Consider the following 25111-nt stretch of genomic DNA (forward strand, 5'->3'; position numbering starts at 1 on the left):
TCTTCAATGTCTGTCGGGCAGTTTCAGAACGTCAGAACGCACCGTCGCGTACTTCGAACTTGGTAGGTTTGTTGAACGCGGGTTGCTCGCGGCGAACCCAGTCGGACACCCAGTCGAGCATCACGCCCAGCGGAACCTGTGGATAGCCAAAGAGCGTTGATGACAGCGTGGTGTCCGACAGCAGTGCATTGGCAGACTCCTCGCCGCAGACCTTCACGGGAATGCCGAAGCGCGCGGCGAACTGCTGCACCAGCCAGCGCACCGAAATCGTCTCGGGCCCCGTGCAATTGATGGGCTTGGGTGGCACGGTGCAATGCAGCAGGCTGCGCAATGCCTGTGCGTTCGCGTCGCCCTGCCAGATCACGTTGACATAGCCCATTGCGAGATCGATGGTCTCGCCGCGATGCACCTTGGATGCGATGTCGTACAGCACGCCGTAGCGCATGTCGATCGCGTAGTTGAGGCGAAAGATGCGGCCCGGCGTGCCGTGCCGGGAAGAAAAATACTCGAACATGCGCTCTCGGCCAATGCAGGACTGCGCGTATTCGCCAACGGGCGCAGGTGGCGTGGCTTCACTTGCGCCCTGGCGGCCGACAGGGGTGAGCGCGTAGATGTTGCCAGTGGAAAAACTCACGATGCGCGAATCGCGGAACACCTCAGCCACCAGCGCCGGCACATGTGTGTTCATTGCCCATGTCAACGCCTGATTGTCCTTGGCGCCGAACTTGTGGCCGGCGGCAAAGACGATGTTGGGAATGCGCGGCAGAGCCTCCAGAGATCGACGATCCAGCAGGTCGGCGGCAATGGTCTCGATGCCCCAGCCCTCAAGGCGCTCACGCACACCGCTCTCGCTGAAACGAGCCACGCCGATGACGCGCTTGTGCGGAGCGGCATTCTTGGCCAAGCGTGCAAGCGTGGGACCCATCTTGCCCGCCACGCCGAGGATCATGATGTCGCCGTCCAGCCGTGCAAGATCGTCGACCAGCGCCTGGCTCGGCCGTGCGAGGAAATCGTCCAGTGCTTCCACGGATTCGAAACTCGCGGGCAGATTCGAGACGTCCAGCAGCGGTGTCGTGATTGGTGCGGCGGGCTCCACCTGAATGCTCTGCATCTGCTTTCCTCGTGCTGCAAATTGATTGATGTACGAACTTTATGGCTTCGCAAAATCGACGTCAACCGTTTGGTTGAATTTTGAGGCGAGGGTATTCCCGGGGTGATTTCAGAACGGATGGCTCAGGCCCGCAGACCAGCCATTGCGAAGCTCACCACATGTTTGCGATAGGCCTGCACAGCGGCTTTCGATTCGAGATCGCGCGCAAAAATGGACGAGAGGGTGAGACGGTTGGAGAAGAAAAAGTACGACATGCCAGCCACGGAAACATAGAGCTCCACGGGATCGATGCCGCGCCGGAAAACCCCGGCTCGCGTCCCACGCGAGAGTGTCTTGGCCAGCAATTCAATGAGCGGCGAGTTGGTTTCGCGAATGGCCTTGGAGTCACGCACATGCGAGGCGCCGCGTGCATTCTCGTGGTTGAGCAGACCGATGAAATCCGGCGTTGCCTGCAGGTAGTCGAACGAAAAGCCGATGAGCGCAGCCATGGCCTCCTCGGGCTGCATGTCGCCCAGATGAAGCCCGCTCTCCAGTGTCCGTATCTCCGTGTAGACCACCTCGAGCGCGGTGCGATAGAGGTCTTCCTTGTTGCCGAAATAGTAGTAGATGAGCTGCTTGTTCACACCCGCGATCGCTGCGATTTCGTTGACCCGCGCGCCGGTGAGTCCCTTGGCCGAAAACTCTGCGCGCGCGGCCTTCAGGATAGCGGCCTTCGCATCGTTGCTGTCAATGTCGGAGATCCCGGGATTGGCTGCCGAACGGCGTCGCGGAGTGGGCGTCAAGGGCTGGCTGGATTTCATGGTGGCGCGGATTATGACCCAGTGATCGAGCGATGTCATGCTGCCCCAATGCCGCCTATCCGCGTCTCCACCACCATCATCCTGGCGTTGCTGGCCCGGCAATTTTGGGCTGAATCCACGCGCTCCCTGAAGCGTCTGGTGGATCAGACCGCCCAGCGCAATGCGTGGGCCGGCAGCAGCCGCTCGGGTTCAGGCTCTTCGACACCGGGCTTCTGCAGCACACGGTCGAGGATGTGCTTCTCGATGGCCGCGAAGCTCGCATCGCCCTGTGAGCGCGGGCGTGGCAGGTCGATGCGCTGGTCCAGCGCGATGCGGCCGTCCTCGATCAGGATCACGCGGTCGGCCAGCGCCACGGCTTCCTGCACGTCGTGCGTGACCAGCAGGGCCGTGAAGCGGTGGCGTTGCCACAGGCCTTCGATGAGGCGATGCATCTCGATGCGCGTGAGCGCGTCGAGTGCTCCCAGGGGCTCGTCGAGCAGCAGCAACTGCGGCTGGTGCACCAGGGCGCGGGCCAGGGCCACGCGCTGGCGCTGTCCGCCTGACAGGCGGGCCGGCCATTCGCGTGCGCGCTCGGCCAGGCCAACGTGGCCCAGCACTTCTTCACCGCGCGTGCGGGCCGCCTCGGGCAGCCCCAGCAGCACATTGTCCAGCACGCGTTTCCAGGGCAGCAGGCGGGCTTCCTGGAACATGATGCGGGTGCGAGGGTCGAGCCCGCTGATGCGCTCGCCATCGACCTGCAGGCTGCCGCCACTCGCAGCCTCGAGCCCGGCCACGAGGCGCAGCAGGGTGCTCTTGCCGCAGCCGCTGCGGCCGACGATGGCGATGAATTCACCGGGTGCGATATCCAGTTGCGCGTTTTGCAGCACGGCGCGTGCGCCATAGTGTTTGGAGAGATGGCGTGCCTGCAGGCGCACGCCTCCGGCCTGTTGGGTTGTCATGCCGGGCTCCCGGGTCTGAAGAGGGAGACATCTGCCGCGTTCACGCGCCGCGGCAGCAGCTTTTCGGCGAAGAAGGCATCTGCGATCTTCTGCTGTTCGGCCAGGCCCGAGGGCACGGCAGGGCGCACGGCATAGCTGCGCCGGGCGTTGGCCTGCAGCACCGTGGGTACGTCCACCCCCCAGACCGGCGACAGCAGTGCGGCGGCAGCCTCGGGCTGGGCCTTGACCCATTGGCCCGTCTTGGCAAGTTCCGCATAGATCACCTCCAGCACATCCGGGCGCTTGTTCGCGAACCGGGTGCTGGCCAGGTAGTAGCGCTGGTAGCTTGCGATGCCCGTGCCGTCGGCCAGCACACGCACGTTCGATTGGCGCTGGGCTGCAGACAGGAACGGGTCCCATATCACCCAGGCATCGATGGCTCCGCGCTCGAACGCGGCCCGGCCATCGGCCGGTGTGAGGTAGGCGGGCTCGATGTCCTTGAACGACAGGCCCGCCTGCTCGAGTGCAGCGATCAGCAGGTAGTGCGCGCCGGCTGCCTTGGCGAAGCCGACCTTCCGGCCCTTGAGATCGGCCACGCTGCGCAGCGGTGAATCCGCGCGCACCACAATGGCCTGGGCCGTGGGCGACGGCGCCTCCTGGGCAACGAAGGTCAGCTGCGCGCCGGCGGCCTGCGCGAACACGGGCACGGTGTCGGCCACGTCGGCGCTGAAGTCCAGGTTGTCCAGGTTCAGTGCTTCAAGCAGCGGCAGGCCGCTCGTGAATTCGTGCCAGCTGACCTTGGCGTTCAGCGGCGCGAGTCGTTGTTCGAGCGTGTTCTGCGCCTTGAGCACCACGGTCAGCGTGGAGGATTTCTGGTAGCCGATGCGCACGGTGGCGGGTGCGCCCTGCGCCCAGGCCGCACCCGCGGCAAAGGAGGCCGCGGCGGCCAGCAAGGTGCGGCGTTGGAAGGGGATGAGGTTCATGGAGTTGTCGCCGTTCATTGGTTGTAGCCGGGGTGCCAGCGCAACCACCAGCGTTCGAGGCCACGCGCCAGCAGGTCGGCGAGCTTGCCGAGCAGCGCGTAGAGCAGGATGCCGACCAGCACCACGTCGGTCTGCAGGAACTCGCGTGCGTTCATGGTCAGGTAGCCGATACCGGCCTGGGCGGATATGGTCTCGGCCACGATCAGGATCACCCACATCAGTCCCAGCGAGAAGCGCAGTCCCACGAGGATTGAGGAGACCGCACCGGGCAGGATCACCTCCTTGTAAAGCTGCCAGCGCGACAGGCCATAGGTCCGTCCCATCTCGATCAGTTGCGGGTCCACGTTGCGGATGCCGTGGAACGTGTTGAGGTAGATCGGGAAGAACACCGACACCGCGATCAGGAACAGCTTGGCCGTCTCATCGATGCCGAACCACAGGATCACGAGCGGGATCAGTGCCAGCGCCGGAATGTTGCGCACCATCTGGATCGTCGAGTCGAGCAAGGTCTCGAAGAACCTGATCGAGCCCGTCAGCAACCCCAGCAGGAGGCCCAGTCCGCCGCCGATGGCCAGTCCCAGCAGCGCGCGACCGGCGCTGACCTTCACATGGGTCCAGAGCTCGCCCGAGACGGTCAGCGTCCAGGCCGCGCGGAGGACGTCGATGGGTGCCGGCAGCACGCGCGTGGACAGCCAGCCCAGGCTGGAGGCCACCTGCCAGGTGACGACCAGCACCAGGGGGACGAGCCAGGGCAGCAGTTGGTGGGCCAATGTGCCGACCCAGGCCGGAGAACCGGGACGCTCGGTGACTGCGGCCAGCGGCGTGGCCTGAGAATCGTGGATTTCGGAGCCCAAGGTGCTCATGGTCTTGCCTCCTCAGCTCTGGGATGCGAGCCGCGCCGGCGCATCCAGGTTGGCCACGACTTCGCCGAAAGGTCCTGTCACATGGCTGCCGCTCAGGCGCTCGCGCAGCTGCAGCGGCAGCAGCGGGAATACCAGCTCGGCGAAGCGGTAAGCCTCCTCCAGGTGCGGATAGCCCGACAGGATGAAGGTCTCGATGCCGAGGTCGGCATACTCCTGGATGCGCGCGGCCACGGTTTGCGGACTGCCCACGAGGGCCGTGCCCGCACCGCCGCGCACGAGGCCGATGCCGGCCCACAGGTTCGGACTGATCTCCAGCGCCGCGCGCGAGCGGCTCGATGCTCCACCCTTGGCGCGCGCATCGGCATGCAGGGCCGCCATGCGTTGCTGGCCCACGGAGTCCATCTTCGCGAACGCGGCCTGGGCGCGGTCCACCGTGGCGTCGTCAAGCCGGCTGATCAGCGCATCGGCGGCCTGCCAGGCGGCTTCCTCGGTCTCTCGCACGATCACATGCAGGCGGATGCCGTATTGCAGCTTGCGCCCCCGGGCGGCCGCGCGGGCGCGTACCTCCTCGATCTTGGCCGCGACATCGGCGGGCGGTTCGCCCCATGTCAGATAGGCCTCGACCTGTTCCGCGGCCAGGTCCTGCGCGGCTGGCGACGAACCGCCGAACCAGACGGGAGGATGGGGCTTCTGCACTGGCGGAAAAAGCAGCCGCGCGCCCTTGACGCTCAGATGCCTTCCCTCGAAGTCGTAGCTGTCCGTGCCGTGGCTGCGCGCGAGGATCTCGCGCCAGATGCGGATGAACTCGGCCGACTGCTCATAGCGCTCTGCGTGATCCTGGAACACGCCATCGCCTTCGAGCTCGCCGCGATCGCCACCCGTCACCAGGTTCACGAGCAGGCGGCCGCCCGAGAGACGGTCGAAGGTGGCTGCCATGCGCGCGGCCAGTGCCGGCTGGTGCAGGCCGGGCCGCACGGCCACGAGGAACTTCAGGCGCCGGGTGGCACCGAGCAGGCTGGAGGCGATGACCCAGGGATCCTCGCAGGACCGGCCGGTAGGGATCAGCACCCCCTCGTAGCCGAGGCGGTCCGCCGCACCAGCCACCTGCTGCAGATAGGACAGGTCCACCTGCCGCGCACCTTCTCCGGTGCCCAGGTAGCGGCTGTCGCCATGGGTGGGGAGGAACCAGAAGACTTTCATGGGCGTATCAGGCGTTGAGGTTGGGGGCTGCGGCATCCAGAACCTGGATCGGCTTGGGGATGAGCTTGAGCGAGAAGAAGGTGTCGGCGATCTGCTGCTGTTCTGCCAGGATCGCGCGCGTGATCGGCGTGATGCCGAAGCGGTTGCGGCTGACCGCCAGATCCAGCACCGGCTTGGGCAGGCCCAGCACCGCTGCGAGTTCGCCGGCGTAGGTGCTCCGGTTGGCTTCGGCCCAGCGCTCCAGCGCGTTGATCTCTTCGATCACGGCCGCCAGCACGTCAGCGTTCCGGCCCGCATAGTCCAGCGATGAGAAGTAGTAGGCGCGGTTGCCGACCACGCCCTCGGCATTGGCCAGAATGCGCGCGCCCAGGCTCTTCTCGGCCGCCGCCAGGAACGGATCCCAGATCACCCAGGCGTCGATCGAACCCTTCTCGAAGGCGGCGCGGGCGTCGGCCGGGGGCAGGTAGACCAGGTTCAGGTCCTTGAACGCGAGGCCATGCTTTTCGAACAGCTTGACGATGAAGTAGTGGACATTGCTGCCCTTGTTGAGCGCGATCTTCTTGCCCTTGAGATCCGCCACCGTCTTGATGGCCGACTGCGCGGGCACCAGCACGGCCTCCGAGGCCGGACGATGTCCGGTGGCGGCCACATAGGCCAGTGGCGCACCCGACGCCTGGGCGAAGATCGGCGGGGCTTCGCCCACGTCGCCGAAGTCGATCGAACCGACATTGAGCGCTTCAAGCTGCACGGGGCCGGCGGTGAACTCTGTCCACTTGATGCTCACGCCCAGTGGCGCCAGCCGTTTGTCCAGCGTGCCGCGGCCCTTGAGCACGCTGAGCGCGCCTTTCTGGTAGCCGATGCGCAGCGTGCGTTGCGGGGCCTGCGCGAACGCATCGAAGGCGCTGAGGGTGCTGATGGCGGGCAGGGCGAGGGCGGCACCACCGGCCTGGATCAGGCGGCGGCGAGGAGAGGAGATACGGGTCATGTCTGTTTTGAAGGGGGCGTTGAAAGATCAGTCCAGCGCGAACACCACGGCTTCGCCCACCTGAATCGGCTTGGGAATCCACTTGAGTGCGTGGAAGGCGTCGGCGATGCGCTGCTGGTCTGCTGCGACTTCGCGGGCGATGGGTTTGACGTTGAACTCATAGCGCTGCAGCGCGAGCTCGACGACGTTCGCGACCGGGGCCGCCCAGAAGCAGCGCAGCACGCCCCATCGGGCCTGTGCGCAGGCAGCAATCCGTGCGTTGGAAAGCACAGAAGAAATGGACAACATGAAAGAGCCTCCAGCTACGTTGGAGGCCTGAGTGTCCAAAGCTCGGCGGACGAAGAAAACGAATAAATATGCGCTGGCTTATGCGCTTTGCGGTTTTAAGCAGGCACTGCAGCCCGGATGAGCCTTGTTGCGGGGCTTCGTCCGGGGTGGGTTCGCTATGGCACAATTTGAACGGCAAGCCGCCGCATCCAACTGCGGGCCGGTCGTAGCAGGAGCTCGAAGAACTGTATCGATGGACTGCGTCCTGATCTTGTTCGTGGCCTACATCCCCACACCCTTCCATGCAGGAGTACAGCCTCGGCGACATGCGCTCGCACGGGCTGCCGCGATCGCTCCATGAAGCGCCTGCATGTCCTCTCACTTCTGTTGTGGCTTGGCATCGTCCTCTGTCCGGCCCATGCCGCACCGCCGAGTTACGAGGAACTGCAGGCCCATCCGGAGCGTGCATTGCCGATGCAGGCAGCCTGGCAATTGCAGCCGGTGGATGCACAGTCTCAGCGATGGGAAGACATCTTCTCGTTCACGATCGGCACGGTTCCGGACCTGATGACCGGTTTGCGCTGGTGTCGCACTGCGACCGGCCAAGGATGTGGATACCGGTCGTTGGGGGTACCAGAACGCGCAGGGCCAATGGGCGATCGCGCCGCAGTTCCATGAGGCCCGAATGATCGGCCAACTGTCCTGCCACCCGGGCGGCCGCCAGTCCTCCGGGAAAGCGCCCACGACCACGGCATAACCATGGCGGAACGGGCGCGATCTCTGCGGTGCGGCGCGGCCAACTGCGTGTGCTGGGCACCACGGCCGACCCCGCGCATCCGCAAACCGTCCAAGGGGTGCTGTGGCCCACGCTGGCTTCGAGCCCGGCCTTGGCGGGCTATACGGCATATGACCGTTTCAGCCTCTGGGCTCTGCAAACTCGGATGCCGCATCCAATCGCCTCCTGCAGGAGGCCGTGGCTCAGGTGCTTGCCAAGCCCGAGGTGCGCAGGTATTTGCAAGACATTCAGGTTGTGGGCGGAGGCGGCTCGCCGGAAAGCTTGCTGCAGTTGGAGAACGAAGAGCACGAACGCTGGATGCGTGCGCTTGCATCGCCAAAGCATTGACTGCTGCCCCGCATGCAGGCCTGCAGGGGCCATGGTGCTTTCGCATGCTTGAAATCCTGGCCCTCGACCCAGGTCGGAAAGCACGGCTGCCGGGCCTTATGGCGCACGCAATGTGCCGACAGCACATTTTCAAACTGTGCATGCATGGTTAACGTCGATACACGATGTAAGGCGCATCCCTGTCTGGCCCCTGCCTCTCTGGTGGTGGGCGGCGCATTCATCGCACCTATCGAGGAAGAAACATGTTCATTACTTCGGTCCGATGGCTTCGTATCGGCCTGACTCTGTTCCTGCTGGCGTGGATCGCACTCGCCCGGCCCGCGCTGGCGGCTGGAGTGCTTGACGGATTTGACCCCCAAGCCGATGGTACGGTCGTCGCCACGGTCATGCAGCGCGATGGCAAGCTGCTGGTGGGCGGCTACTTTGGCACTCTGGGCGGAGCGGTGCGCAACAACATCGGTCGTTTGAACGGCGATGGCACGTTGGACACCGGCTTCAACCCGGGCGCGAACAGCACCGTGGCCGGCTTCGTGGTGCAGCCCGATGGCAAGCGGGTCGTATTTGGCATGTTCAATCAGTTTGCGGGGCAAGCGCGCCAGACCCTTATCCGGCTGAATGCCGACGATTCGCTGGATAACGGCTTCAACCCCGTTGTGAACAACCAGATCCGTAGCATGGTGCAGCAACCGGACGGCAAGCTGCTGCTGGGGGAACGTTCACCAAAGTGGGCGGGGTGACACACAACCGGGTCGCCCGCTTGAACAGCGACGGTTCGCTGGACGAAGGCTTCAACGCCAGCATGAACAGCCAGGTTGCCAGCCTCGCGTTGCAGCCCGATGGCAAGGTGGTGGTGGGGGGCCTGTTCACATCCGTCAACGGCATGCCGAGTGCGCGCATTGCCCGGCTGAATGCCGATGGCTCGCTGGATACCGACTTCGCCCCGAGTGTCGATAAACCGGTCTACGTCATCGCGCTGCAGCCGGACGGCAAGCTGGTGCTGGGCGGCGACTTCACCCTGGTCAATGGCCAGCAGCGCAACCATCTTGCCCGGCTGAACGCCGATGGTTCGCTGGACCTCGACTTCGATCCCAACGTCAACGGCAATTCGGATGGCACGGTCTACAGCATCGCGCTGCAGACCGACGGCCAATTGCTGGTGGGCGGGGCCTTTGGCAGCATCGGCGGCCAGCCACGCAACAACATCGCCCGGCTGACATCCAGCGGTGCTGTGGATGCCGCGCTGGATCCCAATGCAAACGAGCCGTACAACGCAAGCGTAAAGGTGCACAGCATCGCGCTGCAGGCCGACGGCAAGCTGGTGGTGGGCGGCGATTTCACCAGTTTCAGCGGTCAGCCACGTCAGGCCATGGCCCGCGTGAGCCCGCCGGAGGCCGCGTTGCAGCAGCTGGTGGCCGCTGGCAATACCGGACTGCGCTGGCTGCGTTCGGGCAGCGGGCCCGAGCTGAGCCAGGTGCGTTTTGCGCTGAGCACCACCGGTGCAGATGCGCCAGAGGCCGGCTGGCAAGACCTGGGACCTGGTGAACGCATTCCGGGTGGCTGGCAGTTGAACGGCCTGGACTTGCCGCGCGACAGCACTGTCTGGGTGCGTGCACAGGGCGTGGCGACGGGCGGGCAGTACGGTGGCTCCAGCGGCCTGGTGCATTCGGTGCGCCTGCACTATCTCGCCAGCAGCACGCCCACGCCGCCCGACGCGCCCGTGGCCGTCCAGGCGGTACCGGGCTCGGGCCAGGTCACCCTCAGCTGGACCGCACCTGCCAACGATGGCGGTAGTGCCATCACCGGCTACCGGGTGGAGGTGGCGGGCGATCCCGGCAAGTTCTGCATGGCCCCGGCCCATGGCACCAGTTGCGTGATCACCGGCCTGACCAATGGCCAGAACTACACATTCAATGTGGTGGCTCGCAACGTCGTGGGCAACAGCGTGGCCGCCAGCATCTCGGGCGCACCCAGCGCCACCGCGCCGGATGCGCCGGGGAGTGTCCAGGCCCTGGCCGGTGGAGGGCAGGTGACCGTCACCTGGATGCCTCCGGTCAACGATGGCGGCAGTGCCATCACCGGTTACCGGGTTGAGGTGGCCGGCGACGCCGGCAAGTTCTGCACAGCGCCAGCCGATGGCACCAACTGCACGGTCACTGGCCTGACGAATGGCCTGAGCTATACCTTCAACGTGGTGGCTCGCAACGTCGTGGGTGACAGCCCCGTTGCCATTGCATCGGCCACGCCCACGGGTAGTGCCATGCCGCCGCACCCGCCGCGCCGCGCCCAGACCCTGGCGGGAGACGGGCAGGTCACCATCACCTGGGATGCCCCGTCCAGCGATGGCGGCAGCGCCATCACCGGCTACCGCGTGGAGGTGGTGGGCGACAGCAGCAAGTTCTGCATCGCCGTGGCCAGCCAGAACCAATGCACGGTGACGGGCCTGACCAATCAGCAAGTCTATGACTTCAACGTCGTGGCGCGGAACATCGTGGGCGACAGTGCCCCCGCCACCGCCGGGCCGGCGACACCCATCGGCAGCATCCTCGCGCCCGGCGGCGATCTGCCCGCCGGAGTGCAAGGCCAGACCTACCTGGCTCGCCTGCCTTTGAGTGGCGGTCTGGCGCAGTACCGATTCGCCATCGTCGGTGGGCAACTTCCTGCTGGATTGAATGCGGCGTTGTCGGCGGATGGCCGCTCCATCGAGTTCAGCGGCACGCCGACCCGTGTGGAGGTCGCCCATTTCACGCTGCACATTGCGGATGCCACCTTCGCGGGACCGTTGTCCGCGCAACGGCTCAAGGCCGACCCGATAGCGCATGACGTGACGGTGGAAAAGCGCATCACCATCACTGCAGCACCCATCAACGCGGCACCCACGCCGGTGCCCACGCTGGGGGCTTGGGCGCTGATGCTGTTGTCCCTTGCGCTGGCTGGATTTGCCGCGATGGGTCTCGGCAGCATGCGCAGGGGGTGAAGGCCGGCGGTCTGCTGGTCTGGGTCACTGCCAGGCGAGCGACTGGCAGAGCACCAGCCTTGATCAACCCCTTCCTGTCGTTTGCTACTGCACCGTCAGGGGCGCTCAGGGCCGACAGGCGCATGGAGGCTGGCGTTCCCCAGTGCTTCCCGCAACTGCCGTGTGGAGACGGGCTTGTGCAGCAGCAGCGCCGCCGTGGATTGCGCATCGCGCAGTCGTTGCGGGGAGGTGTCGCCCGTCATGATGATGGCGGGCACAGGGCGCTGCAGGTGCTCCCGCAGCGCCTGCAGCGCCTGCTTGCCCGTCTCTCCGTTGCGCAGCCGGAAGTCGGTCACGATCACGTCCGGCGGCTCTGCCGCGTGCACCCTGGCAATCGCGTCATCAGATGATTCGGCGCAGATGCATGTGCAATCCCAGCTCTCCAGCAGCGACTGCATGCCTTGCCGCACGGCTTCGTCATCATCGATCACGAGGATGCGCAGGCCGCCTGGAATAGCGCCGATGGCCTGTGTCGCACTGGCTTCGTCCTCCAGCGTGCCTGACCATGCGGGCAACCACAGCCGGAAGACCGAGCCATGTCCAAGGCGAGAGCGCACCTCGACCCGGGCCTGCATGGCATGGGCGAGGCGCTGCACGATGGCGAGGCCCAGCCCCAGTCCCTTGCGGCGGTCGCGTTCGGAATTGCCAAGCTGGTGGAACTCCTTGAAGATGTCCCGCTGATGCTCTGCCGCGATGCCGCAGCCTGTATCCCATACCTCCAGGGCCAGTGCCCCCGCGCGCTGGCGGCAGGTGACCAGCACGCCTCCCGCATGGGTGTAGCGCAGCGCATTGGAAATGAAGTTGCGCATCACGAGGTCGACCAACACCTTGTCGGCCAGAGCGGCTGCCGTGGTCTCGCGCGTCCGGTAGATCAGGGACGCGGCATCGGCCTGCACGCCGAACTCCTGCTCCAGCGCGCCCAGCAGCGGCTGCACGGCGAACGGGGCCGCATGGGGCTGCACCACGCCGGCTTCCAGGCGAGAGTAGTCCAGCAAGGTGTTGAGCATTTCCGACGCCGCCACCGATGCTGAGCGTGCATGGCCGAACACCGTGGCCTGGCTCGGTGAGATGGCATGTCGCTCCAGTGAATCAAGAAACAGACCCAGCGCATGCAGCGGCTGGCGCAGGTCATGGCTGGCCGCGGCAAGGAACCTGGACTTGGCAAGGTTGGCCGTTTCGGCGCGGTCCCGCTCGACCTTCAACTGCTCCACCAGGGCCATGTTCTCGAAGCGCAGCCGCACGCTGGCAAGCAGGGTGTTGTAGGTGCCCCGGCTGTAGTAGAGGTTGACCGCGAAGAGACACAGCGCGAAGACGCCGTAGATCGGCGCCAGGCCTTCGCCAACGATGAAATTGCGCAACGCGAAGGGCAGCACCAGCAGGACCTGCGCAATGGCGGCCGCGGGCGGAAACGCCGCGAACGAGGCGATGGTGCCGCAGGACAGCCCCGCGATGACGATGCAGATGAAGGCCACCAGCTGGGGCTGCTCGGGCAGGTACAGTGCCCAGCCCATCCATCCCCACAAGGCGCTGGACACGCTGCTGCCCGCGGTGAAGTACCAGGCCCATGTGCTGCTGTGCGCGCCATCGGGGCGGCGCATTTGAGCAAGGCTGAGCACAAGGCGAGCCAGCGTCACCAGGAACACCGCGCCCGCCCATGCGAGCAGGGTGGCGTGGGATGCGTAGGGCCAGAGTACGGCAAGCACCGGCACGGGGATCACGAAGTTGGCAAGCAACACTGCGCGCGACTGCAGATAGAGCAGAGCCACAAGGGCAGAGCGTTCGGAGGAGGTCAGCGTGGAGGCCAAGGATCGGGAGTCCTGTCTAGGCGGTGAGCGAGGAGGGCGGCAGATCCACCAGCCCCAGGCCTTGCGCGCGCAGCAGCGCGGTGCTGCGGCTGTTCACGCCCAGTTGGGTGAAGATGGCCGTCACATGAACCCGCACGGTGTTTTCGCTGAGCCCCAGGTCGCGCGCGATCAGCTTGTTGGACTTGCCCATGCACAGAAGGCGCAGCACATCGATCTGCCGCGCCGTGAGCATCGGCGTGGCGGTGGACGGGATGGCCGCGGCGCTGCCGATCGGGCTGTCCGTGGGAAAACAGGCCACGCCTGACAGCGCGAGGCTGATGGCGGCCAGGATGTCGTCCCCGCTGGCGGATTTGGGCAGGAAACCGTCCGCGCCCCGCATGCGGGCCTCGCGCATGGCGTCGGGCGCCACGCTGGCGGAAACCAGCACGATGCGCGCGCGCGGAAAAGCCTTGCGCAACGGAAGAAGCCCGTCCAGGCCGCTCATGCCCGGCATCAGGATGTCCAGCAGCACCAGGTCCACGTCCATGGGTGCCAGTGCGCAGGCTTCCGTGACGGTGCCCGCTTCGGCAATGCTGCCCACGCCGGGGTGCTCCTGCACGATCAGGCGCAGGCCGGTGCGAAACAGCGTATGGTCGTCGATCAGCAGCAACAGGGCGGGCATGGGCCAAGTATGAGGCAACTTGAAACGCCCGGGCCTAGTCTATTTGTGCGATGGACGAGCGAGGACTTTGGTGTCCATACTGTTCGCCCCAGACATGGGCCACCCGGCTCTGCCCGCGACAACCGTCTGCCGCGAGCCCGGGTTTTTCTCAGTAGCCTGTTTCCTGGATGTATTGCCGGTTGGCGCGATCCCATGCGGCCTTGACTGCAGGTTCGGCCTGGGACCAGGGCAGGCGGCTGCCTCCACGTTCGACGTCCCACCGGCCTTGCGCATGCGTGCGTGCGGCCTCCCATTCGGCGTGGCCTTCAAGGCGGCAGACATAGCCGGCCCGATAGGCCGGGGCATAGTCCTCGTAGACAAAATCCTGCGATACATAGGGTTCGCTGGCGTAGCGCTCCCTCCAGTAGGCTTCGTGCTCGCCTGTGCGCGGCCCGGGGTGGGGGCCGTGAGGGAGAAGTCGTAGGTGTTCCAGCCTTCGGCGGGATAGATGAACTCGGGCAGGTGCTTGAGCGCCTCTTCGGTCGCCTGCGGCAGAATCAATTGCGAATCGCGCAGCTTGAAGAACTCCACGGGAATGGCGACGTCGCGGGTGCCCAGACCCAGGAAACCGCCAACGCCGACGATGGCGAACATGCGGGCTCCGCCCGTGCCGACGATCAGGTCGGAGACCGATCCGACATGCTCCTCGCGTTCGTTGTAGACCTCGAGCCCGATGAGGTTGTTCCGTGCGCTCCATCCGGTCGCGAGCGTTGCCGTATCTTCGTGGGACAGGTGAAATGGCGACCGGATCGCGCTCCTTGCGGCTTCGTTGTTCATGGCTGCTGCTCCTTCCTTGTCTGTGCAGCGGCTTTCCAGAAGAAGCCGCTGCACTCCACAAGACTAGGCTGCCTGCCGGAGCCGGGGCGTAGGGCGATGCCCTGGTCGTTCGTGGGACGTGCCTGAGATCAGGCAGACCCCACGCCCGACAGCCGTGCCCCGACGGGAAGGCTTGCCACCTCGCGCTTGACGGTGTTCAGCGGATTGATGAACAGCGCCATGAATGCGCCAAAGCCCAGCAGGCCGGCGGAAATCATGAAGGGCAGCGAGTAGCTTCCGGTGGTCTGGATCAGGTACCCGAACGCCACCGGTGAGATCATTCCGGCCACGCCGAAGCCCGTGTTCATCATGCCGGAGGCCGTGCCCGCATAGTCGCCTGCAATGTCCAGCGGAAGGCTCCAGAGCACCGCGTTGGTCAGTTCGAGGCAGAAGAACGATGCGGACAGCAGCAGCACGGCCGTCATGGCGCTGTCCACGGAAATCATCGGCACCATGAAGATGAGCGCGCCCACGAGGCCGAATACGAGAACCGAGACACGCGCAAAGCGCAGGTTACCCGTGCGTTCATAGATGCGGTCGGAGACGACGCCACCCAGCGTATCGCCAACGACCCCCGCGAGCAGCGGCAACGCGGTGAAGATGGCCATTTCCTTGAGGTTGAATCCGCGCGCATCCTTCAGGTACGAAGGCAGCCACGTCAGGAAGACCCACAGCGTCCAGCCGTAGCAGAAGTCGACCAGCGTGACCTTCCACATGCCGCCGATCAGGCGCTTCCAGGGCGTGGGGCCTTTCTCCTGCCTGGGCTTTTCCGCGCGGCCTTCGTTGATCTCGGCAAGCTCCGACTCGGTCACGCGAGGATGCTGCTGCGGCGTGTCGCGGAACGTGAACCAGTACAGCGCGGTCCATGCCAGGCTGACGGCGCCCAGCACGATGAACGATTCACGCCAGCCCGCCATCGCGATGATCAGGAACACCAGCGGCGGCGTGACGGCGCCGCCCAGGCGCGAGAACGAGTGCGTGATGCCCTGTGCGAAGCCGCGCTGCTTCAGCGGAATCCAGTAGGTGAAGGCACGCGTGGCGGTGGGAAAGGCGCCTCCTTCGCCAAGCCCCAGTGCAAGCCGCAGCACCAGCAGGGCTGCCAGCGATCCGACAAAGCCGGTGAACAGCGTGGCCGCGCCCCAGATCAGTGACAGCACCGTGAGCACCTTGTGCGGGCCGAATCGGTCGGCAAGCCAGCCGCCCATGATCTGCATGGCCGCATACGGATACGCGAATGCGGAGAAGATCAGGCCGAGCTGCAGGTTGCTCAGGCCCATCTCTTCCTTGATCATCGGTGCAGCCACCGACATGTTGACCCGGTCTATGTAGGCGATGAAATACATCAGGCACATCACGCCCAGAACCATGTGATGCGTTTTGACTCTGCGTTGCATGTTTGTCTCCTTGGGCCCTTGCCTGCGTGCATCGCGGACGGGCCTTTGTTCATTTCAATGGATGGCGCCAGGGGCGCCGCTACAGGCAATACGTTGCAGTCGTCGCTCGGACGGCAAGAGGGGAAGGGCGGCGGTTCCTTTCGAAAGAATGGGGCGGGGAGCGGAAGCCGCGGGATTCACGAGCGCGTGAAGCGGCCTGCTTCGCGTTGTCGATGAGTTCAGGCGGGTTGTTCGAGCAGCCGCAGGCGCTGCAGCTTTCCCGAGGGACCGCGTGGCAGCTCCAGCATCTGGACGAAACGGCTCGGGCACTTGTAGTTGCCCAGCTCGGCGAGGCAATGCCGGCGCAGGTCGGCCGCATCGAATTCCGCGCCGTCGCGCATCACCAGGTACACGGCGATTTCCTGTCCGTACTCGGGGTGCGGAACGCCGACGGCAGCCGCATCCAGCACCTTGGGATGCTTGAGCACCGCTTCGTCGATCTCGCGTGGCGCGATGTTCTCGCCGCCCTTGATGATGAGCTCCTTCGAGCGGCCGGTGATGTAGAAGAAACCGTCCGCATCCTGGTAGCCCACGTCGCCCGTGCGCAGCCATCCGTCGTCGGTGAAGGCCTCGCGCGTGCGTACCGGGTCCTTGTAGTAGCCCTGCATCACATGGGGGCCCTGCAGCACGATCTCGCCGCGCTCGCCCGCGGGAAGAAGCTGGCCGTCCACGCCCATGACGGCCGCCAGCGCACCGGCGGGGCGGCCGACGCTGCCGATGCGGCGCTCGCGGGCTGCCAGCGGATTGCTGAACGAAGGGGCCGCGGTCTCGGTCAGGCCCATGGTTTCGATGATGCCGAGACCGAAGCGCGACTCGAACGCGCGGTGGTGCTCGGGAGCCAGTGCCGCCGATGCCGATCGGCAGAACTTCAGGGCGGAGAGATCGCGGCCCTGGGCTCCGGCCTCGTCGTTGAGCAGATAGGCAATGATCGTGGGAACCACGTTGATCCACGTGCATCCGAATCCGCACACATCGGCCCAGAACGTCTTGGCGGAGAACCGCGGCGACATGACCAGCGAGCCGCCATGGAACAGCGGCGTGATCAGCGCGACGACCAGCGCGTTGATGTGATAGAGCGGCAGCGAGACCATCACGCGATCGCTCTCGCCCAGGGCATGCACCTGCGACGTGCTGGCCGCATTGGCCAGCAGGTTCGCATGCGTGAGCAGCACCCCCTTGGGAACGCCGGTGGTGCCGGACGTGTACATGATGAGCGCCGGTTCGTCGGGCGCGATGCGGTGCGTGACAAGCCGATCGGCGACACCCGCCACGGGCGGCAGCGAAGGCGCCAGCGGCACATGCATGGACTCGGGGTCGCAGAGCACGACGGCGACGCTGCGCTCGACCTGGGCCAGTGCCTGCTCGAGCGCGGGCTGGTGTTCTCTGCTCGTGAACACCAGCCGCGTGTCCGAGTGGCGCAGCACATGCACCAGTTGCGATGGCTGGCTCAGCAGGTTGACGGGGTTGACCACCAGGCCGCTGGCCATGATGCCCAGGAGCAGGATCGCCGGAAGCGGCCCGTTGGGCATGTAGACGGATACCTTGTCGCCGGGTGCCAGGCCGATGGCATCGAAGTTCGCGCGCAGCCTGTCCGTCTCTTCCTTCAACCGTGCAAACGAAAACAGGGCTCCGTCCTGCGCGTTGATCATGAAGGTCTCTTCGCCGCGCTCCGCTGCCCGCGCGTCGATCAGTTCCGCAATGCTGTGCAATGCCGTGTTCGTCGTCATGCTCCGTACCTCCGGAAGTAGTCGCCCAGCATGTCCTCCACCGACGGACGGTTCTCGGGGATCGTGCGCGAGACGCGCGTCACGTTCATGTAATAGCGGTAGTTGAGGTTGTCGGAGAAGTTGTTGCCGCCCCAGGTGCCGCAGCCCATCGACAGCGAGAACGGCAGACCGTTGTTGAAGTTGCCGCCGGTTGCAAAGCAGTGGGCCTGGTTGAGGATCACGCGCGCCACCGGCAGGTTCTGCGCGAGATAGAGCGCCTGCTCGTCGTCCTGCGAGTGCAGGCTGACCGAGTGGCCAGCCCCCATGTAGCCATAGATGCGCCGCACGGTGGCGACAGCGTCGTTGAATGTGCGCGCCGCATATACGGTGAGCACCGGCGACAGCTTTTCACCCGAGAAGGGGTGGTCCTTGCCCACGCCGCTTTCCTCGACCATCAGTACCCGGGGGGCGTCCTGCGGAATGCGTCCGCGCCAGTCGATCTGTGCGAGTTGCGCAATCAGTGCCGCACTCTTGCCGGTGATGGTGTCGCTCAGCTTGCCGTCGCGCCACATGAGGGCCTGCAGCCTGTCCTTCTCGTCGGCGGTCAGCAGCAGCGCACCCCTCTCGCGCAGGGCCTGCAGCATGGTCTCGCGCGCCTCGTCCAGCAGCACCATGCTGTTTTCCGAGGAGCAACTGGTGGCATTGTCGAAGGTCTTGGACGCGAGGATCAGTTCCGCCACCTGCCCCGCATCGGCCGAGCTGTCGACGATCGACGCCACGTTCCCGGCCCCCACGCCGAAGGCCGGCGTGCCGCAGGTGTAGGCCATGCGGACGTTGGCCTGCGAGCCCGTGGCGATCACCAGGTCCGCCTGGCGCATGAGTTCGGCCGTCAGCACCTTGCTGATGGGGCTGGGCAGCGTCTGCACCAGGTCGACCGGAAGGTGGCACTTGCGCAGCTCGGCATGGATGAAGTCGATCAGCATGCGGCTCACGCCGAGGCCCTTGGGCGAGGGTGCGACGATGACCGCATTGCCGCACTTGAGTGCGTTGATGATGTTGTTGGCAGGGGTGGCACCTGGGTTGGTCGATGGCGTGATGGCCGCGACCACGCCGACCGCGCGCGCGATCTCGGTGATGCCGGAGGACCGGTCCTCCCTGATCACTCCGTGCGTGCGCACGCCCTTCAGGTCGCGCAGCAGGCCGAGCGTCTTGCGGTGGTTCTTGGTGATCTTGTCGGCGACATTGCCGAGGCTAGTTTCCTTCACGGCAAGTTCCGCGAGCTGCCGGTTGCGGCCGGGCTCCATGATGGCCCAGCCAACGGCTGCAACCGCATCGTCCATGCCCTGCTGGCCCAGTTGCGCAAAGCTGGCCTGCGCCGCGCGAGCGCGTTGAATGAGATCGCCAATGGCCTGCTGTGCGGCCTGCAGCGGATCTCGTTGTGTCTCCTGCACTTCCATTGTCTGTCTCCTTGCATGTCGTCGTTGTGTCGCCGAACCTGGACAGGCCACTGCGCCTTCGCATGCATGCCGTCGGCCCGTCTGATGCACAGGCTATGCAGGAGAGAAATCCGCGAGTCCCGTTTTTTGCGTTTTCCACGATTCGCGGGGCCGTGTGGAGCCGAAAATGCAATTTTCGGGACAAGATCGCACCATGCGCCCGCCGCGCGACGGGTGTCACCGCCCGCCAGGCGCTGAACGTTCAGCCATCGACCTCACTGCCGCTCCATGACTTCGACCCAATCCAATGCCGCCGCCATCCGCGCATTTCGCATCGTCGAACTGCTTGCCCAGGCGCGCGAGCCGCTCACGCTCATGGAGATCAGCACACGCATGGACCTGCCCAAGCAGTCCGTGCACCGGCTGCTCAAGCAGCTGGAGAGCGCGTGGCTGGTCAATCGCGATGGCCCGGGCAAGCACTATGTGTGCTCGAGCCGCGTCCGCCAGATGGCCATCAACCTGCTGATGACCACGGGGCCGGCGGCGGCACGGCGCGCGATACTCCAGGAAATGGCCGACAAGGTGCAGGCCAGCTGCAATCTGGCCATCTCGGGCGGCGACGCGGTGGTCTATCTCGATCGCGTCGAGTCGAACTGGAGCGCATCGGCCAAGCTCACTCCCGGCACGCGCGTGCCGTTTCACTGCACGGCCAGCGGCAAGCTGCTGATGAGTTTTCTGCCGCGCCAGCAGCGCGAGCTGCTGCTGCGCAAGCTGCCGCTGCGGCGCTGGACGGAGCGGAGCATCTGCGACATGGACACCTTGCGCGCGGACCTGGAGGAGACGCGCAGGCGCCGCCTGGGCCTGAACACGGGCGAATACATCCCGGGTGTGGTGGCGGTGGCTGTTCCCGTGATGCTCCATGCCAAGAAGGTCGGTGCGGCCGTGGCCATCCAGGCGAGCGCGGAGCAGTTCACCATCGACGATCTCATGCAATGGGTGCCCCAGTTGCGCGAGGTCGCCGATCGATTGGCGGCCACCTTCGATGTGCCGGACGAGCGCATCATGCTGGCGGCACCACAGGACGGCTGCGCGGAGGGCTGATCGCAGCGCCGCGTGGCCCGCGGGATCAATGCATCCTGGAGGCAGGAAGCGTAAGGCGCATGCGCAGACCACCGAGTGGCGAGCGTTGTGCGGCAATGTCGCCGCCATAGGTCTGCGCCAGCTCGCGCACGATGTCGAGCCCGAGCCCCGATCCCGGCCGGCGCTCGTCGAGGCGCACGCCGCGCTGGAAGGCCTGCGCGTGCTGATCCTCGTTCATGCCGGGGCCGTCGTCGTCGACCAGCAATTCCAGCATGCCGTCATCTCTATCGCCATCGCCTGCGGTCGCGGTGACGGACACCTCCCCGCGCGCCCATTTGCCTGCGTTGTCGAGCAGGTTTCCGAGCAGTTCGTAGAAGTCCTGCTCTTCTCCGCGGAATGCCAGCATCGGATCGATCTCGCCGATGCGGAACCGGATGCCGCGCTCGGCATGCAGTTTTTCCATTGTGCGCACCAGCGCCTGCAGGTGCGCGAGGACCGGGGTGCTCAGGCCGCCGGCATGCGCGGCAGAGGCGGCGCGCGCGCGCGCAAGGTGATGCTCGATCTGGCGACGCGCGACATCGGACTGCTCGCGCACGAGCGCCGCGAGCGGACCACTCTCCTGCGCCGCCGCGTTGCCCAGGATCGACAGTGGCGTGTTCACCGCATGTGCCAGGTTGCCGGCCTGGGTGCGCGCACGTTGCACGATGTCTGCGTTGGTGTTGAGCACCTTGTTGAACTCGTCGACCAGCGGCTGGATTTCCCGTGGAAACTGTCCTTCGAGATTGCGCGCCTCGCCTTCGCGCACGGCAGCAAGCCGCAGGCGCAGCTGCGCCAGCGGACGCATGACGACCTGGAGCTGCACCAGCACCGCAATCACGAGCCCGAGGGCCAGCAGGGCGAGCGTGGCGGTCAGCATGGACGTGAAACGCTGCAGCGGCTCCGACAGGAGGGCTCGGTCCGCAGCGACGGCGAGCCGCAGCGGTGGTGCATCGTTCTCCGGCAACTGCAGGTTGCGTACCACGGCAAGCAGTTCGTTCCCGCCTGCATCGCGAAGCTGAAGGGTGCGATAGCTCTGGCCTGCCTGAGCGGCGGCGGCCGCCTTCGGCAAGGCCAGTGCCTGGTCCCACAGCGAACGCGAGCGGGCAAGTGCCTCACGCGCTACCACCGGCTGGCGGTGCTCGTCGAGCCGGAGTTCATCCACCTGCCAGAACAGTCCGGACAGCGGCTTCTCGAAGCGGGCATCGCCGGCGATCGGCGTGACCGAGATGCTTCCGTCGGCCTTCGCATTCACTGCTGCGCTCAGCTGGTTCAGGTGCAGCACGAGCTGTGCCTGCAACTGCTGTTCGATGTGCTCCTTGAACAGATTGCGAAGACCCCAGCCGGCCAGGACAAGCGCCAGAACGATCCAGGCCACCGCGCCGACAAGAAGGCGCGCGCGCAGCGACACGCCGTCCGGCTTGGGTCCCTGGCCCTTCACGCCGTTCATGCTGCGTCGCCCGTATCGATGAGCCGATACCCCATTCCCCGCACGGTCTCGATGCAGCCAGCTGGAAGCTTCTTGCGCAGCCGCCCGATGAACACCTCGATGGTGTTGGAGTCGCGCTCGCTGTCCTGCGGATAGATGTGCTCGTACAGTTCCGTGCGCGAGAACACTTCGCCCGCGCGCTGCATCAGCAGCGAGAGGATCTTGAATTCGTGGCTGGTGAGGACCAGCGGCTGGCCATCGACCAGCACGCGCGCCTGTCGCGTATCCAGGCGGATGGGACCGCACTGCCATTCGGCGCTCGATTGATTGCTGAGGCGCCTGAGCAAGGCCCGCAGCCGCGCCAGCAGCTCCTCCATGTGGAACGGCTTGGCGAGATAGTCGTCGGCGCCTGCGTCCATGCCGGCGACTTTCTCGTGCCAGGCTCCGCGCGCCGTGAGAATCATCACGGGCATGTTCCGTCCCGCAGCGCGCCAGCGCTTCAGCACGCTCAGCCCGTCGACGACCGGCAGGCCCAGGTCGAGGATGGCCGCATCGAAGTCCTCGACCTCGCCGAGGTGTTGTGCCATCTCTCCATCGCTGGCGGTTTCCACCGTGTGGCTGGCCTGCGTGAGTGCCTGCACCAGTTGCTCCCGCAACGTGGGTTCATCTTCGACCACGAGTATGCGCATCACGGCGTCCTTTTCTGCTTGACCCCGACGACGCGACCGGTGGCGGCATCCAGCTTGAGCTTGAGAAGCTGTCCATCCGCACGAAGCAGCTTGATCTCGTAGATGAACATGCCGTCATCGCGTTCCAGCTCGACCTCGAGCACCTGCCCGGGATAGTCGCGCTCCAGCAGATCCAGCACCGTCTTGAGCGGCAGCACCTTGCCTTCGCGAAGCGCCTTGCGTGCCATCTCATGATCGCTTTCCCCGGCATGCGCAATGCCCGCCGGTGGAAGAGCGAGCAGCCAGGCGCCCAGCGCGAGCACGGCCATCACCAGCACGGCGTTGATGCTCCGTGTCTGCCGGACGTGTCGTAAAAGCAGGGCGGGGATGTGTTGCATGGAAATGACGGGGAGCGTTCCTGTGGATGTTTCTTATACCGAATCGCCGATGAACGACGGATGAACGGGTGATTCAGGTTCGCTTCACGGCGATTTTTCAAGAATCGATTCCGACAGATGCAGGGAACCTCACCCGGGCCGCTGTCCGGCTCAGCAAGCCGTCACTTGTTTTCATCGACACAACGAACGAGACATCGTCTCAGGGAGCTTTTTCATGTCGCATTCCTATCCTACTTCCCCCGGCACTTCCGTCGGTGCTTCCATCGCCACCTGGAGCCGCCGCGCCGCCATGCCGGTGCTTGCCGTGCTCGCGATTGCCGGCGGGGCTTCGTTCGCCGTGGCTCAAGGGGGCGCCGCGGTGCAAGGAACGCCTGCGGCCGTCACTGCGGCACCGGCACCTGCCACGACACCCGCTCTGAACATCCGGCAGATCTACGACCGCCTCGAGTCTGCAGGCTACCGCGACATTCGCGAGATCGAATGGGACGATGGGCGTTACGAGGCCAAGGTCCACAACGCGCAGGGGGAGCGCCTGAAGCTGTATGTGAACGCCACGACGGGAGCCGTGGAGCACAGCAAGCTGCGCCACTGATCCTGCGCCCAGAAGGCGTGCATGTACGGTTTGCGACGCGAGGTTACGCCTGAGAACCTCGCGATCCCCGGCTTGCGTTATCGTTGATGTTTCAACGCAGAATCAAAGAAGGAATAACCCGATGCGTCAGTTGTCGTCTGGATTGTGGGCCGCTTGCGTGGCTGTACTGGTATCGGGGTGTTCTTCATTCGGTCCCCAGGGGCGATCCGCAAGCCCCGCGGCCTCCGTGCCGCCACCACCCCCGGCCATTGGTGCCTCCACCGCGCCGGTGGGCGGCACCTGCAGCGCGCAGGGAGCCCAATCCTTCGTCGGCCAGATGGCTACGGCGAAAGCGACGGAGCAGGCACGCGTGCGCTCCGGCGCGCGCATGGCGCGCATCGTGCGCGCCGGTCAGCCTGCCACCACCGAGTATCTTGCCGATCGGCTGAACCTGAGCGTGGACCAGGGCGGGAAGATCGTCGGCGTCACCTGCGGCTGAGCACTCGCCGGCGATCAGGGTGCGAGGAACAGCGACTGCAGGTCGCTCAGGAAGTCGAAGCCGCGTTCGGTCGGCTGGATCTTCAGGCCCTGGCGCAACACCAAGCCCTTGCGCTCGGCCTCTTTCAGGCCGGGCTCGATCGTGGAGAGGGGTGCGCCCGTGCGCTCCACGAAATCGTCGAGCGAAAAGCCGCTTCTGAGCCGCAAGGCGTTGAGCATGTACTCAAACGGCAGGTCGGCGCGGCGCACGTCGTCATCCTGCGCGATGGCCATGCCTGCCAGGGCGCCTTCCATGTAGCGCGCTGGATCACGCAGCCGCACCTGGCGTACCACACGGTGAGCAAAGCTGAGCTTGCTGTGCGCGCCGGCGCCAATGCCCAGGTAGTCGCCGAACTGCCAGTAATTGGTGTTGTGCGCGCAGTCGTGCTGCGCGCGTGCATAGGCCGAAATCTCGTAGCGATGCATGCCGGCCGCCTCGGTGAGGTCGGTGATGCGGTCGAGCATGTCGTAGGCCGTATCCTCGTCGGGCACGACGGGCGGGAACTTGGCGAAATAGGTGTTGGGCTCGATGGTCAGGTGATAGACCGACAGGTGCGGTGGCGCGAACGACAGCGCGGTCTGCAGGTCCCGTTCGAGATCGAGCAGGCCCTGGCCGGGCAGCGCATACATGATGTCCAGGTTGAAGGTCTCGAAGGACTGCGCGGCTTCCTCGACGGCCGCGAGTGCCTGGGCGCGGTCATGCACGCGGCCCAGTGCCTTGAGATAGCGGTCATCGAAGCTCTGCACCCCGATGGAAAGCCGTGTCACACCGGCCGCGCGGTAGGCGCGGAAACGGTCTTTCTCGAAGGTGCCGGGATTGGCCTCCATGGTGATTTCGCAGTCGGCCTCAAGGCGCAGGCGGGCACGCACGTCGCTCAGCAACTGGTCGATGGACTCGGGCGAAAACAGGCTGGGCGTACCGCCGCCGATGAAGATGCTGTGCACCGAGCGGCCCCATATCAGGGGCAGCGCTGCTTCGAGATCGGCCATCAGCGCGGCGAGATACTGCCTGTGCAATGCGGGCTGGTCCCCGACGCTGCTGCCCGGGCGCACCTCATGCGAGTTGAAGTCGCAGTACGGGCATTTCTTCAGGCACCACGGCAGGTGGATGTACAGCGACAGGGGCGGCAGCGACTTCAGTTGCAACAGGCCGGGACGCATGTAGTCCTGGATGGATTGGAGTGCCTTGCCGCTCGTTGGCGTCTCGCTGGCGGGGGTGATGGGAATGCTCACG

General features: G+C 65.5%; 24 protein-coding genes. 6 read left to right on the forward strand and 18 right to left on the reverse strand.

Features of this window, described 5'->3' with window-relative positions; genetic code table 11:
• Positions 1-31 precede the first annotated feature (31 nt).
• The 8 genes from H9K76_RS05300 to H9K76_RS05335 form a co-directional block, all read right to left on the reverse strand.
• The gene (locus tag H9K76_RS05300; RefSeq protein ID WP_187598511.1) at positions 32-1111 is read right to left on the reverse strand and encodes an NAD-dependent epimerase/dehydratase family protein; all 1080 of its coding nucleotides are present in this window, start codon (positions 1109-1111) and stop codon (positions 32-34) included.
• 122 nt (positions 1112-1233) lie between these two features.
• Positions 1234-1911 carry a TetR/AcrR family transcriptional regulator gene (locus tag H9K76_RS05305; RefSeq protein ID WP_187598512.1) on the reverse strand — a complete coding sequence of 226 codons (678 nt, stop codon included), beginning with the start codon at positions 1909-1911 and terminating at the stop codon, positions 1234-1236.
• 143 nt (positions 1912-2054) lie between these two features.
• Positions 2055-2849, reverse strand: a complete 795-nt coding sequence (locus H9K76_RS05310; RefSeq protein WP_187598513.1) for an ATP-binding cassette domain-containing protein — start codon at positions 2847-2849, stop codon at positions 2055-2057.
• A complete protein-coding gene (locus H9K76_RS05315) occupies positions 2846-3811 on the reverse strand; it encodes an aliphatic sulfonate ABC transporter substrate-binding protein (RefSeq protein ID WP_187598514.1) in 966 nt (321 codons plus the stop codon). Before H9K76_RS05315 ends, H9K76_RS05310 begins: the two co-directional genes overlap by 4 nt.
• Positions 3812-3825: 14 nt before the next feature.
• Positions 3826-4674 carry an aliphatic sulfonate ABC transporter permease SsuC gene (gene ssuC / locus H9K76_RS05320; RefSeq protein WP_187598515.1) on the reverse strand — a complete coding sequence of 283 codons (849 nt, stop codon included), beginning with the start codon at positions 4672-4674 and terminating at the stop codon, positions 3826-3828.
• 12 nt (positions 4675-4686) lie between these two features.
• Positions 4687-5874, reverse strand: coding sequence for an FMNH2-dependent alkanesulfonate monooxygenase (gene ssuD, locus H9K76_RS05325; protein WP_187598516.1), 1188 nt, complete (start codon positions 5872-5874; stop codon positions 4687-4689).
• Between the two features lie 7 nt (positions 5875-5881).
• Positions 5882-6859, reverse strand: a complete 978-nt coding sequence (locus H9K76_RS05330; RefSeq protein ID WP_187598517.1) for a sulfonate ABC transporter substrate-binding protein — start codon at positions 6857-6859, stop codon at positions 5882-5884.
• 27 nt (positions 6860-6886) lie between these two features.
• Entirely contained in the window at positions 6887-7147 is a 261-nt protein-coding gene (locus tag H9K76_RS05335; RefSeq protein WP_246475319.1) for a hypothetical protein, read from the reverse strand.
• A 336-nt stretch (positions 7148-7483) separates the two neighbouring features.
• Between H9K76_RS05335 and H9K76_RS05340 the strand changes: the two genes are divergently transcribed.
• From H9K76_RS05340 to H9K76_RS05350, 3 genes are all read left to right on the forward strand, one after another.
• Positions 7484-7804 carry a hypothetical protein gene (locus H9K76_RS05340; protein WP_187598518.1) on the forward strand — a complete coding sequence of 107 codons (321 nt, stop codon included), beginning with the start codon at positions 7484-7486 and terminating at the stop codon, positions 7802-7804.
• A gap of 687 nt (positions 7805-8491) precedes the next feature.
• On the forward strand, positions 8492-8986 hold the full coding sequence (locus H9K76_RS05345) for a delta-60 repeat domain-containing protein (protein WP_187598519.1): 495 nt from the start codon (positions 8492-8494) through the stop codon (positions 8984-8986).
• The gene (locus H9K76_RS05350) at positions 8983-11223 is read left to right on the forward strand and encodes an IPTL-CTERM sorting domain-containing protein (protein ID WP_187598520.1); all 2241 of its coding nucleotides are present in this window, start codon (positions 8983-8985) and stop codon (positions 11221-11223) included. The genes H9K76_RS05345 and H9K76_RS05350 overlap by 4 nt, the downstream gene beginning before the upstream one ends.
• Positions 11224-11318: 95 nt before the next feature.
• Here the strand turns inward: H9K76_RS05350 and H9K76_RS05355 are convergent, their stop codons facing one another.
• The 6 genes from H9K76_RS05355 to sauS form a co-directional block, all read right to left on the reverse strand.
• Positions 11319-13067 (reverse strand): ATP-binding response regulator, encoded by a 1749-nt coding sequence (locus H9K76_RS05355; RefSeq protein ID WP_246475322.1) that lies wholly within the window; start codon positions 13065-13067, stop codon positions 11319-11321.
• Between the two features lie 16 nt (positions 13068-13083).
• The gene (locus H9K76_RS05360; RefSeq protein ID WP_187598521.1) at positions 13084-13728 is read right to left on the reverse strand and encodes a response regulator; all 645 of its coding nucleotides are present in this window, start codon (positions 13726-13728) and stop codon (positions 13084-13086) included.
• Between the two features lie 39 nt (positions 13729-13767).
• Positions 13768-14544 carry a PRC-barrel domain-containing protein gene (locus tag H9K76_RS05365; RefSeq protein ID WP_187598522.1) on the reverse strand — a complete coding sequence of 259 codons (777 nt, stop codon included), beginning with the start codon at positions 14542-14544 and terminating at the stop codon, positions 13768-13770.
• Positions 14545-14672: 128 nt separating this feature from the next.
• On the reverse strand, positions 14673-15977 hold the full coding sequence (locus H9K76_RS05370; protein WP_187598534.1) for an MFS transporter: 1305 nt from the start codon (positions 15975-15977) through the stop codon (positions 14673-14675).
• Between the two features lie 218 nt (positions 15978-16195).
• On the reverse strand, positions 16196-17743 hold the full coding sequence (locus H9K76_RS05375; RefSeq protein ID WP_187598536.1) for an AMP-binding protein: 1548 nt from the start codon (positions 17741-17743) through the stop codon (positions 16196-16198).
• Positions 17740-19179 carry an acylating sulfoacetaldehyde dehydrogenase gene (sauS, locus tag H9K76_RS05380; protein ID WP_187598538.1) on the reverse strand — a complete coding sequence of 480 codons (1440 nt, stop codon included), beginning with the start codon at positions 19177-19179 and terminating at the stop codon, positions 17740-17742. Before sauS ends, H9K76_RS05375 begins: the two co-directional genes overlap by 4 nt.
• Before the next feature lie 267 nt (positions 19180-19446).
• Here sauS and H9K76_RS05385 point away from each other — a divergent pair, with 267 nt between their 5' ends.
• Complete coding sequence (locus H9K76_RS05385) at positions 19447-20259, forward strand: IclR family transcriptional regulator (RefSeq protein ID WP_187598539.1); 813 nt, start codon at positions 19447-19449, stop codon at positions 20257-20259.
• Positions 20260-20284: 25 nt separating this feature from the next.
• Here H9K76_RS05385 and H9K76_RS05390 read toward each other — a convergent pair whose 3' ends face one another.
• From H9K76_RS05390 to H9K76_RS05400, 3 genes are read right to left on the reverse strand one after another with little or no spacing between them, the layout of a single operon-like run.
• Positions 20285-21724 carry a sensor histidine kinase gene (locus H9K76_RS05390; RefSeq protein WP_187598541.1) on the reverse strand — a complete coding sequence of 480 codons (1440 nt, stop codon included), beginning with the start codon at positions 21722-21724 and terminating at the stop codon, positions 20285-20287.
• The gene (locus H9K76_RS05395) at positions 21721-22392 is read right to left on the reverse strand and encodes a response regulator transcription factor (protein ID WP_187600470.1); all 672 of its coding nucleotides are present in this window, start codon (positions 22390-22392) and stop codon (positions 21721-21723) included. The genes H9K76_RS05390 and H9K76_RS05395 overlap by 4 nt, the downstream gene beginning before the upstream one ends.
• The gene (locus H9K76_RS05400) at positions 22392-22769 is read right to left on the reverse strand and encodes a PepSY domain-containing protein (RefSeq protein WP_425489677.1); all 378 of its coding nucleotides are present in this window, start codon (positions 22767-22769) and stop codon (positions 22392-22394) included. Before H9K76_RS05400 ends, H9K76_RS05395 begins: the two co-directional genes overlap by 1 nt.
• A gap of 214 nt (positions 22770-22983) precedes the next feature.
• On the opposite strand from H9K76_RS05400, the gene H9K76_RS05405 reads away from it, so the two are divergent.
• On the forward strand, positions 22984-23361 hold the full coding sequence (locus H9K76_RS05405; protein WP_246475323.1) for a PepSY domain-containing protein: 378 nt from the start codon (positions 22984-22986) through the stop codon (positions 23359-23361).
• Between the two features lie 226 nt (positions 23362-23587).
• Positions 23588-23839: an I78 family peptidase inhibitor gene (locus tag H9K76_RS05410; RefSeq protein ID WP_246475325.1), complete on the forward strand. Its 252-nt coding sequence runs from the start codon at positions 23588-23590 to the stop codon at positions 23837-23839.
• 14 nt (positions 23840-23853) lie between these two features.
• Here H9K76_RS05410 and hemW read toward each other — a convergent pair whose 3' ends face one another.
• Positions 23854-25110 carry a radical SAM family heme chaperone HemW gene (gene hemW, locus H9K76_RS05415; protein WP_187598545.1) on the reverse strand — a complete coding sequence of 419 codons (1257 nt, stop codon included), beginning with the start codon at positions 25108-25110 and terminating at the stop codon, positions 23854-23856.
• Position 25111 lies beyond the last annotated feature (1 nt).

This window comes from Diaphorobacter ruginosibacter, assembly GCF_014395975.1.
GTDB lineage: Bacteria > Pseudomonadota > Gammaproteobacteria > Burkholderiales > Burkholderiaceae_C > Diaphorobacter_A > Diaphorobacter_A ruginosibacter.